The sequence below is a fragment of the Streptomyces sp. NPDC012769 genome (assembly GCF_042901205.1).
Classification (GTDB): Bacteria; Actinomycetota; Actinomycetes; order Streptomycetales; family Streptomycetaceae; genus Streptomyces.
On record NZ_JBIBCP010000002.1, the window covers coordinates 370,991 to 389,911 of the forward strand.

General features: G+C 72.0%; 14 protein-coding genes. 8 read left to right on the forward strand and 6 right to left on the reverse strand.

The genetic code is table 11. The annotated features are described in order from the left end of the window. The first annotated feature begins 3 nt into the window (after positions 1-3). Genes ACFY7C_RS10505 through alc form a run of 3 tightly spaced genes read left to right on the forward strand, consistent with a single transcriptional unit; the run spans position 4 to position 3,141 of the window. Complete coding sequence (locus ACFY7C_RS10505; RefSeq protein WP_389646913.1) at positions 4-975, forward strand: DMT family transporter; 972 nt, start codon at positions 4-6, stop codon at positions 973-975. 10 nt (positions 976-985) lie between these two features. Next, positions 986-1,930, forward strand: a complete 945-nt coding sequence (locus tag ACFY7C_RS10510) for a LysR family transcriptional regulator (RefSeq protein WP_389646916.1) — start codon at positions 986-988, stop codon at positions 1,928-1,930. A gap of 59 nt (positions 1,931-1,989) precedes the next feature. Then, complete coding sequence (alc, locus tag ACFY7C_RS10515; RefSeq protein ID WP_389646919.1) at positions 1,990-3,141, forward strand: allantoicase; 1,152 nt, start codon at positions 1,990-1,992, stop codon at positions 3,139-3,141. A 314-nt stretch (positions 3,142-3,455) separates the two neighbouring features. On the opposite strand, the gene pepN (ACFY7C_RS10520) is transcribed toward alc, so the two are convergent. The 4 genes from pepN (ACFY7C_RS10520) to ACFY7C_RS10535 all read right to left on the reverse strand — a co-directional run bounded on the left by pepN (ACFY7C_RS10520) (position 3,456) and on the right by ACFY7C_RS10535 (position 11,440). Continuing rightward, entirely contained in the window at positions 3,456-6,032 is a 2,577-nt protein-coding gene (gene pepN, locus ACFY7C_RS10520) for an aminopeptidase N (RefSeq protein WP_389646922.1), read from the reverse strand. Positions 6,033-6,172: 140 nt separating this feature from the next. Continuing rightward, entirely contained in the window at positions 6,173-7,189 is a 1,017-nt protein-coding gene (locus tag ACFY7C_RS10525; protein WP_389646925.1) for an aspartate-semialdehyde dehydrogenase, read from the reverse strand. A 182-nt stretch (positions 7,190-7,371) separates the two neighbouring features. Then, entirely contained in the window at positions 7,372-10,689 is a 3,318-nt protein-coding gene (locus tag ACFY7C_RS10530; protein WP_389646928.1) for a S8 family serine peptidase, read from the reverse strand. Positions 10,690-10,897: 208 nt separating this feature from the next. Beyond that, positions 10,898-11,440 (reverse strand): CGNR zinc finger domain-containing protein, encoded by a 543-nt coding sequence (locus ACFY7C_RS10535; RefSeq protein WP_389646931.1) that lies wholly within the window; start codon positions 11,438-11,440, stop codon positions 10,898-10,900. A 135-nt stretch (positions 11,441-11,575) separates the two neighbouring features. Between ACFY7C_RS10535 and ACFY7C_RS10540 the strand changes: the two genes are divergently transcribed. From ACFY7C_RS10540 to ACFY7C_RS10560, 5 genes are all read left to right on the forward strand, one after another. After that, positions 11,576-12,028: a VOC family protein gene (locus tag ACFY7C_RS10540; RefSeq protein ID WP_389646934.1), complete on the forward strand. Its 453-nt coding sequence runs from the start codon at positions 11,576-11,578 to the stop codon at positions 12,026-12,028. Positions 12,029-12,098: 70 nt separating this feature from the next. Then, on the forward strand, positions 12,099-12,965 hold the full coding sequence (locus ACFY7C_RS10545; RefSeq protein ID WP_389649448.1) for a pyridoxamine 5'-phosphate oxidase family protein: 867 nt from the start codon (positions 12,099-12,101) through the stop codon (positions 12,963-12,965). 29 nt (positions 12,966-12,994) lie between these two features. Then, positions 12,995-13,498 (forward strand): HPP family protein, encoded by a 504-nt coding sequence (locus ACFY7C_RS10550; protein WP_389646936.1) that lies wholly within the window; start codon positions 12,995-12,997, stop codon positions 13,496-13,498. Between the two features lie 9 nt (positions 13,499-13,507). Beyond that, positions 13,508-13,978, forward strand: coding sequence for an NUDIX hydrolase (locus tag ACFY7C_RS10555; protein ID WP_389646938.1), 471 nt, complete (start codon positions 13,508-13,510; stop codon positions 13,976-13,978). Between the two features lie 106 nt (positions 13,979-14,084). Further along, the gene (locus tag ACFY7C_RS10560) at positions 14,085-15,236 is read left to right on the forward strand and encodes a serine hydrolase domain-containing protein (protein WP_389646940.1); all 1,152 of its coding nucleotides are present in this window, start codon (positions 14,085-14,087) and stop codon (positions 15,234-15,236) included. A 21-nt stretch (positions 15,237-15,257) separates the two neighbouring features. Here the strand turns inward: ACFY7C_RS10560 and ACFY7C_RS10565 are convergent, their stop codons facing one another. Together ACFY7C_RS10565 and pepN (ACFY7C_RS10570) are read right to left on the reverse strand one after the other, a co-directional pair. Then, the gene (locus tag ACFY7C_RS10565) at positions 15,258-16,088 is read right to left on the reverse strand and encodes a hypothetical protein (protein ID WP_389646943.1); all 831 of its coding nucleotides are present in this window, start codon (positions 16,086-16,088) and stop codon (positions 15,258-15,260) included. 171 nt (positions 16,089-16,259) lie between these two features. Beyond that, entirely contained in the window at positions 16,260-18,827 is a 2,568-nt protein-coding gene (gene pepN / locus ACFY7C_RS10570) for an aminopeptidase N (RefSeq protein WP_389646946.1), read from the reverse strand. Between the last annotated feature and the right edge of the window lie 94 nt (positions 18,828-18,921).

An 18,921-nucleotide genomic window follows, 5' to 3' on the forward strand; every position in this document is an offset into this window, starting at 1 on the left:
GGCATGACCCTGATCACCGCTCGTCACCCGACCACCGAAGAGACCGCCACAGCCGAGAGGCCGACGCCCGCGAGGAAGCTCGCACGGGGCGCCGGCCTCGGCGTGCTGTTCGCCCTGCTCGCGACCGTCGTCTGGTCCGGCAGCTTCGTCGCCACCCGCGACATGGCCGACACCATCCCGCCCGTCCAGGCCGTCTTCTGGCGCTGGATCATCGCGCTCCTCGCCGTCGCGCCGTTCGCCGCCCGCCCGTTCTGGCGGCAGCGCGCGGTGATCCGCCGTCACCTCGGTTTCGTCGCCCTCGCCTCGCTGTTCGGCGTCGCCCTCTACAACACCCTGGTCCACCAGGCCGGGCTGACCACCTCCGCCTCCAACATGGGCATGATCATGGCCGCCTCCCCGGTGCTCATGGCCGGCTACGCCCGCCTCGGCGGCGAACGGCTCGGCGCCCGCCGGCTCCTCGGCCTGCTCGTCGCCGTCCTCGGGGTGCTGCTGCTCGTCGGCAAGGGCTCCCTCACCGTCGACCTCGCCGCCGGCGACCTGTGGATGTTCGCCGCCGCCCTGTCCTTCGCCTCGTACAGCGCCCTCCTCAAGCGCAAGCCCGCCGAGATCGACGGACTCGCCTTCCTCTTCACCACCTTCGTCCTCGGCGCCCTGATGCTCGCCCCGGCCTACGCCGTCTCCCTCACCCTCCAGGGCGGCTTCCCCGCCACCCCGGGAACCGTCGGCCCCCTGCTCTACGTCGGCGTCTTCTCCTCCGCCGTCGCCTTCTTCGCCTGGAACAAGGCCATCGCCCTGATCGGCGCCGCCCGCGCCGGAGTCGTCTACTACCTCCAGCCGGTCTGCGTGGCGCTGCTCTCCGCCGCTCTGCTCGGCGAACGCCTCGGCGCCCTGGGCATCGCCTGCATGGTCCTCATCCTCGGCGGAGTGGCCTTCTCCTCCACCACGACGCGAGGGCAGCGGCCGCCCGCCCGGTAGGTTGCGCCCCATGACCGAGTGGGACATCAAGAAGCTCCAGATCCTCCGCACCCTCCGTGATCGCGGCACCGTCACCGCGACCGCGGAGGCGCTGCTGATGACCCCCTCGGCCGTCTCGCAGCAGCTCACCAACCTCTCCCGTCAGCTCGGCGTCCCGGTCCTGGAGGCGCACGGGCGGCGGGTACGGCTGACCGACGCCGCCCATCTCGTGCTGCGGCACGCGGAGGCGGTCTTCGCCCAGTTGGAGCGGGCCGAGGCCGAACTCGACGGGTATCTGCGGGGGGAGGCGGGGCGGGTGCGGGTCGCCGCGTTCTCCACCGCCGTGCCCGCGCTCGTCGTCCCCGCCGTCCAGGCGCTGCGCTCCGCCCACCCCGGCCTCGACCTCCGCGTCCGCGAGGCCGAGGCGGCGGAGGCGTACGGACTGCTCACCGCCGGCGACGTCGACCTGGCGCTCTCGCTCGCCGCCCACGCGCCCACCGCCCGCGACCCCCAGTTCACCCGGGTGCCGCTGCTCGCCGACCCGCTCGACGTCGCCCTGCCCGTCGGCCATCCGCTCGCCGACGCCCCCGGGCTCCGGCTCGCCGACCTGTCCGCCGAGCCGTGGATCTTCGGCGGCTCCGGGCCCTGGTCCGAGATCACCACCGCCGCCTGCGAGGCCGCCGGATTCGTGCCCGAGCAGGCGCACAGCGCGGCCGGCTGGACCGCGATCCTCGCCATGGTCGAGGCCGGGATGGGCGTGGCCCTCGTCCCCCGCATGGCCGCGGCCGAGCGCCGTACCGAGGCGAGCCGGGGCGCGGGCCGGGGGGTCGTCATGCGGGTCCTGTCCGCCGACCAGCCGCGCCGCCATGTCGTCGCGGCCGTACGGCGCGGGGCGGAGGAGGCGCCGGCCGTCGCCCGTGTGCTCGCCGCGCTCCGGCAGGTCGCCGTCCAGCGCGAAACCGTTCAGCAGAGCTGAAAAGCAACCTCGAAAACATTCGATGGACCTGCGATGCCTTCCGGCGGCACAGTCGACACATGAGCCTCGACGCCGCCCTCGCAGACGCCCCGCACGCCGACGACCCGCACGCCAACGACGCCGCCCCCTACACCGGAGGCGACCCGTACGCCGACTACCGCGCCGGTGACTTCGCCTTCACCGAGCTCGTCGACCTCGCCGACCGCCGCCTCGGCGCCGGAGTCGTCGCCGCGAACGACGAGTTCTTCGCCGAGCGCGAGAACCTCCTCGTCCGCGAGCGCGCCGCCTTCGACCCCGAGCACTTCGGACACAAGGGCAAGATCATGGACGGCTGGGAGACCCGCCGCCGCCGCGGCACCGACGCCGACCACCCCTTCCCCGCCCCCGAGGACCACGACTGGGCGATCGTCCGCCTCGGCGCCCCCGGCGTCATCCGCGGCATCGTCGTCGACACCGCCCACTTCCGCGGCAACTACCCGCAGCGGGTCAGCATCCAGGCCGCCGCCGTCGACGGCACGCCGAGCCCCGAGGAGCTCCTCGACGCGAAGTGGGAGGAGCTGCTCCCGCCCACCCCCGTGCGCGGCCACGCCGCCAACGGCTTCGAGATCACCGCCGAGCGCCGCTACACCCACGTACGGCTCTGCCAGCACCCCGACGGCGGCATCGCCCGCCTCCGTGTGCACGGCGAGGTCGTCCCCGACCCCGAGTGGCTGGACGTCCTCGGCACCCTCGACCTCATCGCCGTCGTCAACGGCGGGGTGTACGAGGACGCCTCGGACCGCTTCTACTCCTCGCCCACCCAGATCATCCTGCCCGGCACCTCCCGCAAGATGGACGACGGCTGGGAGAACCGCCGCCGTCGGGTCCGCGGCACCAACGACTGGGTCCGCTTCCGGCTCGCCGCCCAGGGCGCGGTCCGCGCGGTCGAGATCGACACCGCGTACCTCAAGGGCAACTCGGCCGGCTGGATCGCCCTCCAGGGCTGCAACGGCGACCCCTCGGCCGGCGCGGAGTGGTTCGAGATCATCCCGCGCACCCGTCTCCAGCCCGACACCCTCCACCGCTTCACGCTCCCCGCCCAGGCGGTCGTCACCCACGTCCGCCTCGACGCCTTCCCCGACGGCGGGATCGCCCGGATGCGTCTGCACGGCAGCCTCACCGACGAGGGCGCGGCCGCACTGCGCGGCCGCTACGCCCGCCTGACCGGCTGACACCCGCCACAGCCCCCGCGAGCACGGCGAAGGGGCGCCCCCACGGGGGAGGGCGCCCCTTCGCCGTATCAACAGAGCCGGACGCGGCCTAGGGGGTGTCTCGCCGATCTTGCCGGGCTCGCGGCGCCTGGCACCGCGCCTCGCTGCGTTGTCGTCGGTCGCCGATGTCCCCCAGAGCTTCGCCTGGGAGGTGCCCCCACCGCATGGACTCCCTCCTCCGCCTTGCGATCCGTCCCCTAGGCCCTGCGGGCCTGGGGAGACCCCAGGCACCAGACGCCGCTCCCTGATCCGGCCTGATCGACAAGACACCCCCCCTAGCGGGCCGCCGCCGCGTCCGCCGCCTGGGCCTTCAGGGCGCGCTCGACGCCCGCGCGGCACTCCGTCACCAGACGCCGCAGCGCCGGCGCCGGGTCGTGCTCGGCGATCCAGGAGTCCGTCGCCTCGAGCGTCTCCCGCGACACCTGGAGCGTCGGGTAGAGGCCCACCACGATCTGCTGCACGATCTCGTGGCTGCGGGTCTCCGAGATGCCCTTGATCGAGGCGAAGTACTTCGCCGTGTACGGGGCGAGCAGCTCGCGCTGGTCGGTCTGCACGAAGCCGCCGATCACCGCCTCCTGCACCGCGTTCGCCAGCTTGTCGTCCTCGACGACCGACTCCCACGCCTGTGCCTTGGCCGCGTCGGTCGGACGGGCCGCACGGGCGGTGGCCGCGTGGCGCTCGCCCGCCGCGGTGCGGTCGCGCTCCAGCTCGGCCGCGATCTCCGGCTCGTCGTACACACCGGTCGCCGCGAGCCGCTGGACGAAGGCCCAGCGCAGCTCGGTGTCGACGGCCAGCCCCTCGATGCTCTCCCGGCCCTCCAGGAGCGCCGAGAGCAGGTCGAGCTGCTGCGGGGTGCGGGCGGTCGCCGCGAAGGCCCGCGCCCAGGCCAGCTGGTGGTCACTGGCCGGCTCGGCGGCCTGGAGGTGCGCCAGGGTCGCCTCGGTCCAGCGGGTCAGGCCCGCCTCCCGCCACTCCGGCGCCGCGTACAGGTCGAGGGCCGCCTTGACCTGGCCCTGGAGCGACTGGACCATGCCGATGTCGGTCTCCTTGGCGATGCCCGACAGCACCAGGTCCAGGTAGTCGCGGGTGGCCAGCTCGCCGTCCCGGGTCATGTCCCAGGCCGAGGCCCAGCACAGCGCCCGCGGCAGCGACTCGGCGAAGTCGCCCAGGTGCGCGGTGACGTTCTTCAGGGACACCTCGTCCAGGCGGACCTTCGCGTACGACAGGTCGTCGTCGTTGAGCAGCACGACCGCCGGGCGCGGCTTGCCCGCGAGCTGCGGCACGCCGGTGAGCTCGGCCGCGTCGATGTCCAGCTCCACTCGCTCGGTGCGGACCAGCTTGCCGGCCGCGTCGAGGTCGTAGAAGCCGATCGCGATCCGGTGCGGCCGCAGCACGGCCTCGCCCTTGGCGCCGGCGGGCAGCGCCGGGGCCTCCTGGCGGACGGTGAAGGAGGTGATGGCGCCGTTCTCGTCGGTCTCGATCTCGGGCCGCAGGATGTTGATGCCCGCGGTCTCCAGCCACGCCTTCGACCAGGCCTTCAGATCACGCCCGGAGGTCTCCTCCAGCGCGCCGAGCAGGTCGGTCAGACGGGTGTTGCCGAACGCGTGGCGCTTGAAGTACGCCTGCACGCCCTTGAAGAACTCGTCCTGGCCGACGTACGCCACCAGCTGCTTCAGGACGGAGGCGCCCTTGGCGTAGGTGATGCCGTCGAAGTTGACGAGCACGTCCTCCAGGTCGTTGATGTCCGCCATGATCGGGTGCGTCGACGGCAGCTGGTCCTGGCGGTAGGCCCAGGTCTTCTCCGCGTTGGCGAAGGTGGTCCAGGCGTTCGGCCAGCGGGTGCCCTCGACGGAGGCCTGGCAGGCGACCGAGGTGTAGGTGGCGAACGACTCGTTCAGCCACAGGTCGTTCCACCACTCCATGGTGACGAGGTCGCCGAACCACATGTGGGCGAGCTCGTGGAGGATCGTCTCGGCCCGGCGCTCGTACGCCGCGTCCGTCACCTTCGACCGGAAGACGTACTGGTCGCGGATGGTGACCGCGCCCGCGTTCTCCATCGCGCCGGCGTTGAACTCCGGCACGAACAGCTGGTCGTACTTGGCGAAGGGGTAGTCGTACGCGAACTTCTCCTGGAACCAGGTGAAGCCCTGCCGCGTGACGTCGAAGATGTGCTCCGCGTCGAGGTACTCGGCCAGCGACGGACGGCAGTAGATGCCGAGCGGGACGACCTGGCCGTCCTTCTCGTACGTCGAGTGCACCGAGTGGTACGGGCCGACGATCAGCGCGGTGATGTAGGTCGACATCCGCGGCGTCGGCTCGAAGACCCAGACGTCGTCCTTGGGCTCCGGCGTCGGCGAGTTGGAGATGACCGACCAGCCGCTCGGCGCCTTCACGGTGAACTGGAAGGTCGCCTTCAGGTCCGGCTGCTCGAAGGAGGCGAAGACGCGACGGGCGTCCGGCACCTCGAACTGCGTGTAGAGGTAGGCCTGGCCGTCGACCGGGTCGACGAAGCGGTGCAGGCCCTCACCGGTGTTGGTGTACGCGCAGTCCGCGACGACCTTCAGCTCGTTGCGGCCCTCCTTCAGGTGCCGCAGCGCGATCCGGGAGTCCCGGAAGACGGCGGCCACGTCGAGGGAGTGCCCGTTGAGCACCACCTCGTGGACGGCCGGGGCGACGAGATCGATGAAGGTCTCGGCACCGGCCTCGGCGGAATCGAAGCGGACGGTGGTGACGGACCGGTAGGTGCCGCCCTCCTGCGCACCCGAGAGGTCAAGGTCGACCTCGTACGCGTCCACGGACAGCAGCTTCGCCCGCTGCTGCGCCTCTTCACGGGTCAGGTTCGTGCCAGGCACCCGGTCAACTCCTCGGTTTCGTGACGTTTGGCCCATCCTTCCACGGGGTGTGTCGGCGGCGCACGGTTCATTTCCCAGGGCGAACAGGGGAAAGGGCGGCCACCCCACGGGTGACCGCCCTTTCCGGGACCGTACGGGCGTCAGCCCTTGAGCTCCGCCGCGACGAGCTCCGCGATCTGCACGGCGTTGAGCGCCGCGCCCTTGCGCAGGTTGTCGTTGGAGAGGAACAGCGCCAGGCCGTTCTCGACGGTCTCGTCGACCCGGATGCGGCCCACGTAGGAGGCGTCCTTGCCGGCGGCCTGGAGCGGGGTGGGGATCTCGGAGAGCTCGACGCCCTCGGCGTCCTTCAGCAGCTCGTAGGCGCGCTCGACGCTGATCGGACGCGCGAAGCGGGCGTTGACCTGGAGGGAGTGGCCGGAGAAGACCGGCACGCGCACACAGGTGCCGGAGACCTTCAGGTCCGGGATCTCCAGGATCTTGCGGGACTCGTTGCGGAGCTTCTGCTCCTCGTCGGTCTCGAAGGAGCCGTCGTCGACGATGGAGCCGGCCAGCGGCAGCACGTTGAAGGCGATCGGACGCTTGTAGACGCCGGGCTCGGGGTAGGCCACGGCCTCGCCGTCGTGGGTGAGCTCGGTGGCACGCTCGGCGACGGCCTTGACCTGGCCGTCCAGCTCGGCGACACCGGCCACGCCGGAGCCGGACACGGCCTGGTAGGTGGTGGCGACGAGCGCGGTCAGCCCGGCCTCCTGGTGGAGCGGCTTGAGGACCGGCATGGCGGCCATCGTGGTGCAGTTCGGGTTGGCGATGATGCCCTTGGGGCGGTCCTTGATCGCGTGCGGGTTCACCTCGGACACCACCAGCGGCACCTCGGGGTCGCGGCGCCAGGCGGAGGAGTTGTCGATCACCACGGCACCCTGGGAGGCGACCTTCTCGGCGAGGGCCTTGGAGGTGGTGCCGCCGGCCGAGAAGAGGACGATGTCCAGGCCCGTGTAGTCGGCCGTGGAGGCGTCCTCGACCGTGACGCCGTCGAGGACCGTGCCCGCGGACCGGGCGGAGGCGAAGAGGCGCAGCTCGTCCACCGGGAAGTTCCGCTCGGCCAGAATCTTGCGCATGACTGTGCCGACCTGACCGGTCGCTCCGACGATTCCGACCTTCACGGGGATCCTCCGAATGTGTGTGCAGGGTGGTGCCGCGTCCATCATGCGTGCGGCCCGGGGCGGCTTGTCCAATCCATTGTCCAAGGGACGGGACGGGCCCGGGAGCCGGTAAGACGCCAAAGGGGCGGGCACCGGTTTCGGTGCCCGCCCCCACTACTCCCCATGCGGGGATGTGATCCGTGTTACGGCGTGACCTTGCCGATCACGACGCTGCCGGCGCCCGCGGCGGTGCCGCGCGCGTTCAGCAGCTGGACCTCGCCGAAGAACTGCCGGCCCTCGGGCGCGGCACCGGTGACCAGGACCTGGGCGGCGACCTTGGCGGAGCCGCCGTTGGCCAGCGGGTAGGTCTTGGTGCCGTCGACCTGGACGCTGCCGAGCGCGGCGGAGTAGTACACGTCCCGGTAGTCGAAGGTCGTGCCACCCGCCGCCTGGACGGAGTAGCCGTCGATCTCGATCGTGTACGTGCCCGGCGCCGGCTTGATCAGCGTGACCGACTCCTCCGAGTCGCCGTCCGCGGACGAGCCCACGACCTTGCCGTTCAGCTTGACCGAGAGGTCGAGGTCGGCGGCCTTGTCGGAGGTGTTGCCGATCGCCACGTCGAGCCGCTCCACACCCTCACCGATGGTGACGGTCTTGGTCTGCTTCTCGTGGTGCTGGATCGTCGGGGTCTCGACCTTGGCCGAGCCCAGCGAGCCGCCCTTCAGCTTGCCCTCGACGGCGGCGAACCTGTTGGTGACGGTCCACTCGACGGCGGCCGGGGTGCCGACCTTCGCCTCGGCGACGGTCTGCACGGCCGGGTCGAAGTCGGCGCCGAGCACCGACACGTCCAGCTTGTACGGGTTGTCCAGGTCGGGCGAGGTGCGACGCGCCTCGACCTCGATCTCCCAGACGCCCGGCGTCGGGTTGGCGTACGAGCGCAGGTCCGGCCGGCAGGTGTTCGCCGGGTTGTAGTGCGGGTAGCACACGTTGGACGCGGTGGACTCGATGGCCACGCCGTACGGGTGGATCGCGATGAACCGGGTCTGGCTCTTCTCCTTCAGGCCGCCGATGGCGACCTCGAGGGACTTGGCGCCCTGCGGCACGGTCACGAAGTACGACTTGTGGCTGTTGCGCTGGACCGAGCCGGCGGCGGAGAAGCCGTAGCCGGGCGCGACCAGGTCGCTCGCGACGACCGAGGTGGCGAGGATCTGCTTGTCGACGCCCTCGGTGCGCTCGTCGTCGGCCTCCAGGATCACGCTGTGCACACCGGCGGTGGTGGGCCGGGCCTGGAGCTTGACGGTGACCGGCTTGTTCAGCGGCAGGTCGATCTCGTCGTCGCCGAGGATCCGGAAGGTGCCGTCGTTGTACTTCAGCTCCAGCTCGTGCTCGATGGCCCGGTCCGGACCGCTCGTGCGCGTGATGGTGACGTCGTAGACCTTCTTCTGGCCGACCTTGAGGCCGCCCTCACGGTCGTACACACCGGTGCCGGTGCGCGGGGCCGGGAAGATCGCGGTGTCGACCGGGGCCTCGACCTTGTAGTCGTGGGCGGTCGCGCCGTCCTTGATGGAGTCCCAGGCCTCGTTGATGTCGATGAGGCCCGCGCCCTGCTCGTGCGCGGCGACACCGCTGATCCGCTTGGCGGTCGAGGTGAGCGCGGTGCGCAGGGTGAGCGGGGAGAGCTCGATGCCCTTCTGCTTCGCGGCCGAGAGCAGCAGCGCGCTCGCGCCGGCCACCTGCGGGGAGGACATCGAGGTGCCGTTGAGCATCCCGTAGCCCGCGGGCAGGCTGTAGCCGGCCTCGGCGACGCCGGAGCCCGCCTGCCAGGTCGGGATGGTGTTCACGGCCGAGCCCGGACCGGTGATGGTCGGGGTGAAGCCGCCGTCCTCACGCGGGCCGCGCGAGGAGAAGGGGAACATCGCGTACGACTTGGTGACGGCCGAGCCGTAGTTGGCGGCCCAGGTCGACCTGGAGATCGCCGCGCCGACCGACACGACCTTGTCGGCCAGGCCGGGGTCGCCGATCGTGTTGATGCCCGGACCGGAGTTGCCGGCGGAGATGATCAGCTGGACGCCGTACTCGTCGATCAGACGGGTGTAGAGGCGGGCGCGCACGTTGTCGCCGTCGTTCTGCGCGGGCAGGCCGCCGATCGACATGTTGACGATGTCGACGCCGCGGTTGACGACCAGGTCCACCATGCCCTCGGTGAGGGCGGTGTTGGTGCAGCCGCCGGTCCAGGTGCAGGCACGCGAGGAGACGATCTTCGCACCGGGCGCGGCGCCGTTCATCCTGCCGCCGAAGAGGCCGTGGGCGGCGGTGATGCCGGCGACGTGGGTGCCGTGCGAGGACTCGACGAGACCGACGTTGACGAAGTCGCGCTTCTGGCCGATCCAGCTGCCGCCGAGGGCGTCCATCGGGACGTCCTTGCGGATCTCGATGACGAACGGGGTCTTCTCGACGACCTCGGTGGCCGGGTTGTCGGTACCGAAGTAGCCGATCTGGAACCCGTCCTTGTACGGCTTCATCGGCGCGTTGTCCGTGAAGTCGTTGTTCTGGTCGGAGTCGACGCGGACGGTGCCGGCGGCCGGGTCGTACAGCAGGCCGAAGACGTCGGTGGTGTCGCCGTCGCGGTTGATGTCACCGGCCGGGTCGCCGCCCGCGGTGATCGACTCGCTGAAACGGCTCCACTGGTAGGAGCCCTCGGGCGCCTTCCAGCTCTGCGTGGCGGCCGTGAAGACGGGGCCGGTGACCGGGGTGATCTGGGCGCGCCAGGTGGCGTCGCCCTCGGTCAGCGGGTCGGTGGCGGTGACCCAGTCGACGATCTTGCGCTCGCCGGTGGTGGTCTTCTGCAGCGCCGGGTGGCCGAGGTCGACACCGGAGTCGAGGACGCCGATGGTCACGCCGCGGCCGTCGGCCTTGGGGTGGTCCTCGACGAACTCGACCGCACCCGTCTCGTGGGACGGGTTGTACGGGTTCTTCGCCGGGGTGTTCTTGCCGGGCGCCGGGTACGTCGTGGTGACGGTGGTGCCCTCGACGGCGCCGGCGGTGCCGGCGTCCGGGGTCGGGTCGTCCAGCTTGATCTCGGCCTGGAGGTCGATCGACTGGACGGAGGAGAGCTTGCCGGCCGCCTTGATGGCGGCGTCGGCCTTGCCGGTCGGCAGGGTCGCGCGGACGTAGCCGAGCTTGTCGTCCTGCTTGCCGACGAAGGCGCCGGGGACGGCGTCGAGCTGGCCGGCGACCTGCTCGGTGGCGCCGGGGGCGGTGGCGACGAGGACGGTGACGTTCTTCTCGCCGGCCGCCTCGGCCGCGTCGAGGCGCTGGGCGTCGGTGGCGCCGAGCTTGTCGGCGGCGTCCGCGGCCTTCACCGGGGAGGTGGCCGCCGGGTCCTCGGCGGCCAGAACCGGGGCGGCACCGGTCGCGACCAGCGCGGTCACGAGTCCGGCGGCGGCGGCGATGCGGGCCGCGCGTCTCGTCCCGGGGGTCGAGCGCCCGGATATGGAGCTCTGGGTTTCGGGGGTGGTCATTTACATCCCTGTTTGTGAAAGAGAGGGTCCGGATTTCGGTACCGGATGACCGCTCAGCCTTTCGCAAGTGACAGGGGTTTGGGGAGAGTTACCGGGCGACGGAATGCGCCCATGGCACACATCCGCCACTGCGGGACATGTGCCACGGGGGACGAATCGGCCTCAACGGGGGCGAGGTGACAGGGCGGACGGGCGCCGGCTGTCGGGACTAGTTGTCCTTTGTACGGGCATAGTGGCGCGAGGCCTTGGCCCGGTTGCCGCACGCGGCCATCGAGCACCAGCGGCGGGTGCCGTTCCGTGAGGTGTCGAAGAAGTGCAGGATGCACGCCTCGTGGGCGCAGGCGCGGATCCGGTCCGGATTGGTGCGCAGCAGGTCGAGGTAGTCGCGCGCCGCGGTCCAGCCGGGGCCCCAGGCGGGGTCGGCGAACTCCGGCCGCTCGCCCGGGCCCTCGGGGGTCAGGGTGGCGCGGATGCGGCCGTGTCCGAGCACCGCGTCGACTCGGGCGGTGGCCTGCGGGTCGCCGGGCCGGTCGACGAGGGCGGCGAGGGCGTCCCGGGCGGTGAGGGTGTGCCGCAGGGTGGTCGCGTCGGCGGTGAAGCGGTCGTCGAGGCCGTTGGCGGCGAGCCAGACCGTGAGTCCCTCGGTGCCGTCGAGCAGGTCCTGGCGGACGCCCTCGTGGTTCCAGCGGGTGTTGAGCAGGTCCAGGGAGACGGGTTCGCCGGTGAGCGGCCGCGGGTCGATGACGGTCATGGCGGGCGCCCTCCTCGGCGGTCTGCGACCGGGCTAACCCCTCAAGGTTACGTGACCGGTTGCGCGTGGAAAGGTCTAACCCCTAAAGTCGCAGTGAAGGGTTAGTTCGAGATCGGCCCACGGAGGGGAACAGTCATGTCCATCGGAACGCTCGCGACCGGCCACATCGGCCTCAACGTCACCGACCTGGAGCGCTCGCTCGGCTTCTACGCGGAGGTCCTCGGCTTCCAGGTCCTGGGCGAGGGCAAGGAGGAGGGACGCCGCTACGCCTTCCTGGGCCAGGAGGGCCGGCTCGTCCTCACGCTCTGGCAGCAGGCCGAGGGCGGGTACGACTCCGGCCGCGCCGGCCTGCACCACCTCGCCTTCCAGGCCGAGTCGATCGACCACGTGCGCGCCGCCGAGGCCGCGCTGAAGGCCCGCGGCGCCACCTTCGCGTACGAGGGCGTCGTCGCCCACGCGGAGGGCGCGGCCTCGGGCGGGATCTTCTTCCACGACCCGGACGGCACCCGCCTGGAGATCTCGGTCCCGCAGGGCGCGGAGGGTGCCGAGGCGCCCACCGAGTCCGCCCCGACCTGCGGCTTCTTCTAGGCCCCGGCCCCCACCCCGCACCGCACGCCCGCACCCCGATCGACTCGCACACCCGGAGGCCCCCGTGTCCGTGACCGCGTACCACCCCGGTTCCCTCGCCGTGCAGGAGCGCGTCGGGGTCCGGCGGCTCGCCGAGCACGTGGGCCGCTCCATCGGCCCCGGCATCCGGCCGATCGCCGCGGCCTTCCTGGAGGCGCAGCCCATGCTCGTGCTCGGCGCCGCCGACGCCGCCGGGCGGATGCGGGCGAGTCTGCTCACCGGTCGCCCGGGCTTCGTCCGGGCGACCGGCCCCCACACCGTCTCCGTGGCGGCCGGGCTGCCCGAGGGCACTCCCGACGGCGCACCCGTCGGCACCCTCGCCCTCGACCCCCGCACCCGCCGCCGCATGCGGCTCAACGGCACCGCCCGGCGCAGCGCCCGCGGCTTCACCATCGAGGCCGAGCAGGTCTTCTCCAACTGCCCCAAGTACCTGCAGAAGCGCGAGCTGTACGGCTTCGCCGACGCCCCCGGCCTCCAGACCGGTCCCGTGCGGCACGGCACGGCGCTCACCCCCGACCAGGAGCGCCTGATCCGTGCCGCCGACACCTTCTTCGTGGCGACCGGCGCGCCCGACGGCGTCGACGCCAGCCACCGCGGCGGCAACCCCGGCTTCGTCACCGTCGCCTCGCCCACCGAACTGAGCTGGACCGACTACCCGGGCAACGCCATGTTCCTCACCCTCGGCAACCTGGAGGCGGACGGCCGCGCCGGCCTGCTCTTCCTGGACTGGGCGACCGGCACCACCCTCCAGCTCTCCGGCCGCGCCCACACCGTGTACGGCGCCGAGGGCAACCGTGTCGTCCGCTTCCGCCTCGACCACGCGACCGAGACCCCGGGGGCGAGCCCCCTGCGCTGGTCGGCGCCCGACTACTCCCCGGCCAACCCACCGCTCTCCTGACGACCAGGACCTGAAGCCAAGGACCGCCCATGACCACGGCCCCACCGGCCACCGCGCCCGCGAAGGCCCCCGCCCGGCCCCGCCTCCGCGTCCTGCTCGCCTCCACCGCCGTCAGCGTCACCGCACTGCTCCTGCTGGTCGCCGTCGGCGCCGTCCTCCACGAGCCCCTGCTCATCCCGCCGCTCGCCGCGAGCATGGCCCTCGTCGCCGGCGCGCCCGACCTGCCGCTCGCCCAGCCCCGCTCGGTCGTCGGCGGCCAACTCCTCTCCGCGCTCACCGGCTTCGCCGTCCTCGCCGTCACCGGCCCCGGCCTGTGGGGCGCGGCCGTCGCCGGCGGTCTCGCCCTCGGCGTGATGGCCGCCGCCCGCACCCCGCACTCCCCGGCCGCGGCGACCGCCGTGATCGTCACCCTCCAGAATCCGCCGTTCTGGCCCTTCCTGGCCCTGCTCGCCCTCGCCGCCCTCCTCCTCGTCGCGACCGGCCTCGCCGGCGCCCGCGCGACCGGCCGCCGCTACCCGGCGTACTGGCTCTAACCTCGGTCCATGAGGACCGAGTTGAGGGTGGCGGCCTACGCCGTGTGCGTGCGGGACGGCGAGATACTCCTCGCCCGCTGGGTGGACCGCGCCGGGGCGAAGCGGTGGACGCTGCCCGGGGGCGGGATGGACCACGGGGAGCTGCCCGTCGAGGCCGTCGTGCGGGAGGTCGAGGAGGAGACCGGTTACGTCGCGGAGCCGGTCGCGCTGCTCGGCGTCGACTCCATCCGGCGGCCCGACCGGACGACCCGTCTCGGCCAACCTCTGGACTGGCAGGGGCTGCGGCTGCTCTACGAGGCCCGGATCGTGGGCGGAGAACTGCGCAGCGAGGACGGCGGCTCCACCGACCTCGCCGCATGGCACCCGCTGGAGGCCGTGCCCTCCCTCACCCGGGTCGAGCTCGTCGACATCGGCCTCCAGCTCTGGCGCGACCGGCCGCCCCTGGGCCACTCGCACCTCCACGATCCGGCGAACGGCTGAAAACGGCTCAACCGTCACGAGCGGCCTCAACCCGGCGCACCCCTCTCGTGGTCCCCTCCCTCGACCGCAGCACGACGATCAGCACAACGAAAACAGGGGAGCCCGTATGTCAGCCGCACGCACCACCCGCACCGTCGTCACCACCGCGCTCGTCGCCGGTCTCGCCGCCACCGCGCTCGCCGCCCCCGCCGTCGCCGCCGGCCCGCCGAAGCCGGGCACCGGCCACGCCACCACCCAGCAGGCCCTCGACGCCAACGTGGCCGCGGGCGTGCCCGGCGCGGTCGCGGCGGCCCGCGACGGCAAGGACCGCTGGACCGGCACCGCGGGCGAGCGCGGCGGCAAGGACCGCTTCCGGGTCGGCTCCATCACCAAGACCTTCGCCGCCACCGTCCTGCTCCAGCTCCAGGCCGAGGGCCGGCTCGACCTCGACGACCCGGTCGAGAAGTGGCTGCCCGGCGTGGTCCGCGGCCACGGCCACGACGGCCGGAAGATCACCGTCCGCCAGCTGCTCAACCACAGCAGCGGCATATACAGCTACACCGAGGACCCCGCCTTCCAGCAGAGGACCTTCGGCTCCGGCTTCCTGGAGCACCGCTACGACACCTGGTCGCCGAAGCAGCTCGTCGAGGTCGCCATGGCCCACGAGCCGGACTTCGCGCCCGGTACCTCCTGGAACTACTCCAACACCAACTTCGTCCTGGCCGGCATGGTGATCGAGAAGGTCACCGGACGCCCGTACGGCAAGGCCGTCGAGAACCGGATCATCAAGCCGCTGAAGCTGCGCGCCACCAGCGTCCCCGGTACCGACGCCTCGATGCCGAAGCCGCACTCCCGCGCCTACTCGAAGCTCTCGGAGGACCCGGGCGCCACGACGGTCCACGATGTCACCGAGCTCAACCCCTCCCTCGCGCACGCGGCCGGCGAGATGATCTCCGACACCAACGATCTCCAGACCTTCTACCGCGCCCTGCTGAAGGGCCGACTGCTGCCGAAGGCCGAGCTGCGCGAGCTGACGACGACGCTTCCGGTCTCCGCCGAACACCCGCGGTTCCGCTACGGGCTCGGGATCTCGTGGCAGAAGCTCAGCTGCGGAAAGGAGATCTGGGGGCACGGCGGCGGCATCCACGGCTCCCTCTCGGAGGCGTACACCACCCGTGACGGCGAGCACTCCCTCGCCGCGAACATCAACGCCGACTGGACCGGCGACACGCAGAGCGTGATCGAGGCCGAGTTCTGCGGAACGGCCCCGAAGAAGTAGGGGCGTTCCGGACCCGGGAGTTCAGCGGGGCAGGACGACGACGTAGGCGGCCGGCTGCCGGTCGGACGCGGCCATCAGAGCCGTACGGACCACGGTCGCCTGCTGGTCCATCGCCTCGCGCAGCTTGCGCGGGGTGAGGTGGACGACGGTGATGCCGAGCCGCTCCAGGTGCTCGCGCTTGCGCGTGTACTCCGACCACAGCGCGTCGTCGTCCTGCCGCGGCGCCCGGGTGTCCAGCTCCACCGCGACCGCGTGGTCCGGCCAGTAGGCGTCAAGGCCGCCCAGGTGCGGGCCGCCCGGCAGCCGCAGGTCCACGTTCCAGAGCGGGTCCGGCAGCCCGAACTCGCGCACCATCCGGTAGAGCCGCTCCTCGGCGATCGCCCGTCCCTCGGCGAGCAGCGAGTCGACCGCGTCCACCACGTGCGGGCGGGTGAGCAGCCGGGCCCGGTTCAACTCCCTTACCACCGCGCCCGGTTCGCAGTGCCCGCCGCTCACCGCCTCGGTGAGCAGCCGGCGCACCACGCCCGCGTCGGACAGGGTCGAGACCGCGTCGGCGAGCGCGCGCGGGACCGGGGCGACCGGCAGCCCGTCGATGTCGGCCGGCCGCGGGAGCTCGGCGGTGCGCACCACCCGGACGTGGCCGGTGGACCGCAGCCGCCGGGTGCGGGCCACGAGGACGTCGACCCGGTCGATCAGGCCGGGCGGGGGAGCGGAGGCGAAGCGGTGCAGGGAGAGCGCCGCGAGTCCGGTGATCATCGCCTCGGTGCGGGCGTGCCGCAGGGCCTCCCGGAACCGGTCGACACCGGTGTGGGGGAGGGGGGAGAGGGGAGCGTCGGGGGTGTTGTGGTTCATGTCGACGGTCTTCCGTCGTCCGGCGCTCCCTTAACCGCTGTTACACGCCCGTCGACAAACAGGGACAAGCCCGCACTAAAGTACGCGCGTTCGAGTGCCGATGAACAGCGGTTTCCCGGAAAACGGCCCCCGGCGGCACATCCGCCGGGGGCCGTCAGCGAGTCGTACCGGCTACGCCGACGCGCGCCCGTCGCACTCCTGCGCCCGCAGCGCCCGCGCCAGATCGTCGCGCGCCTCCAGGACGAGCCGGCGCAGCGCCGGAGCGGCCGAGGCGTGCGCGGTCAGCCACGCGTCCGTCGCCGCCAGGGTCTCCGCGCGGTCCTGGAGGCCCGGGAACAGGCCCCGCACCACGTCCATGCCGATCTGGATGGACCGGTCCGCCCAGATCCGCTCGATCACCGCGAAGTACTTCTCCGCGTACGGCGCGATCAGCTCGCGCTGCGAGGGCTGCGCGAAGCCCGCGATCGTCGCCTCCACCAGGGCGTTGGACAGCGCGTCCGACTCGACGACCTGCGCCCAGGCCTGCGCCTTGACCGCGGCCGAGGGCCGCGCGGCCAGGCAGCGGACCTGGTGGCGCTTGCCGGTCGCCGTGTCGTCCCGGGCCAGCTCCTCGCCGATCCGGGCCTCGTCGGCCCGGCCGTGCGTGGCCAGCGGCTCCAGGAACGACCAGCGCAGTTCCTGGTCGACGTCGAGACCGTCGATCACGGCCGAGCCGTCGAGCAGGCCCTCCAGGAGCTGGAAGTCGGCTTCCGTGGAGGCCACGGCGGCGAAGAAGCGCGCCCAGGTCAGCTGGTGCTCGCTGCCCGGCTCGGCGAGCCGCAGCTCCCGCAGGCCGCCCTCGGCGAGCAGCCGCCCGCCCTCGGTGCGCCAGTCCGGCGCCGCGTAGTGCGTGACGGCCGACCGCGCCCAGGCGTGCACCATCTGCAGCACGCCGATGTCGGTCTCGCGGCCGGCGAAGTCGAGCACGACCTTGACGAAGTCGCGGGCCGGCATGAGCCCGTCGCGGGTCAGGTTCCACAGCGCCGACCAGCACAGGGCGCGCGCCAGCGGGTCGGCGATGTCGCCGAGGTGGGCCCGCAGGGTCGCCAGCGAGCCCTCGTCGAAGCGGATCTTGCAGTAGGTGAGGTCGTCGTCGTTGACCAGGACCAGGTCCGGCCGCTCCTGCCCGGCGAGCTCGGCCACGACCGTGCTGGTGCCCGTGATGTCCGCCTCGGCCCGCGCGTAACGGGCGAGGGTGCCGTCCGGCGCCACCCGGTAGAGACCCACGGCGGCGCGGTGCGGACGCAGCTCGTCGCCCTCCTGGAGGACGGCGAGCTCGGTGATCCGGCCCTCGGCGTCGTAGGTGACCGACGGCGTGAGCGTGTTGACGCCGGAGGTCTGCAGCCAGGACTTCGACCAGGCCTTCATGTCCCGGCCGGAGGTCTCCTCCAGCACGGTCAGCAGGTCCGCGAGGCGCGTGTTGCCGTAGGCGTGGCGCTTGAAGTAGCGGCGCGCGCCCTCCAGGAAGGCGTCCCGGCCCGCGTACGCCACCAGCTGCTTCAGGACCGAGGCGCCCTTGGCGTAGGTGATGCCGTCGAAGTTGAGCTTGGCGTCCTCCAGGTCACGGATGTCGGCCGTGATCGGGTGCGTGGACGGCAGCTGGTCGGCGCGGTACGCCCAGGACTTGCGGCTGTTGGCGAAGGTCACCCAGCTGTTGGTGAAGCGGGTCGCCTCGGCCAGCGAGAACGAGCCCATGAAGTCGGCGAACGACTCCTTCAGCCACAGGTCGTCCCACCACACCATGGTGACCAGGTCGCCGAACCACATGTGGGCCATCTCGTGCAGGATCACGTTGGCCCGGCGCTCGTACGCCGCCTGCGTCACCTTGCCGCGGTAGATGTACTCCTCGCGGAAGGTGACCAGGCCCGGGTTCTCCATCGCGCCGAGGTTGTACTCGGGCACGAACGCCTGGTCGTACTTCCCGAAGGGGTACGGGTAGTCGAAGTTGTCGTGGAAGAAGTCGAAGCCCTGCTTGGTGATCAGGAAGACGTCGTCCGCGTCGAAGTGCTTGGCGAGCCCCTTGCGGCACATCGCGCCGAGCGGGATCGCGATCTCGGTGCCGTCGGCGAGCGCGCGCTTGTACGTGTCCGTCACGTAGTGGTACGGGCCGGCCACGACACAGGTGATGTACGTGGAGATCGGCGCCGTCTCGGCGAACCGCCACACGCCGTCGGCGTCCTGCTCGCCCACGCCGTTCGACCAGACCGTCCAGCCCTCGGGGGCGGTCACCTCGAAGCGGTACGGGGCCTTCAGGTCGGGCTGCTCGAAGTTGGCGTGGACCCGGCGGGCGTCGGCCGGCTCGTACTGCGTGTAGAGGTAGACCTCGCCGTCCTCCGGGTCGACGAAGCGGTGCATGCCCTCGCCGGTGCGGCTGTAGGCGCACTGGGCGTCCACCACGAGCACGTTCTCGTCGGCGAGGCCGTCGAGCGCGATCCGTGAGCCGTCGAAGACGGCCGCCGGGTCCAGCGCGCGGCCGTTGAGGGTGACCGCGTTCACGGAAGGGGCGATCAGGTCGGCGAAGGTGGCGTCGCCGTCCCCGGTCCGGCGGAAGCGGATCGTGGTCACCGAGCGGAAGGTGCGCACGTCCTCGGCGGACTCGCCGACCGCCGAGCGCAGGTCGAGAGCGACCTCGTACCCGTCGACGGACAGCAGCGCGGCCCGCTCGTGGGCCTCGTCGCGGGACAGATTCTCACCGGGCACGGTCACTCCTTCGTGGCGCGTTCGAAACAGCACCGATCCTGCCATGTGGCACTGTCACCCGGTACACGGGAATGCGGTCCGGTGGCCGTGATGT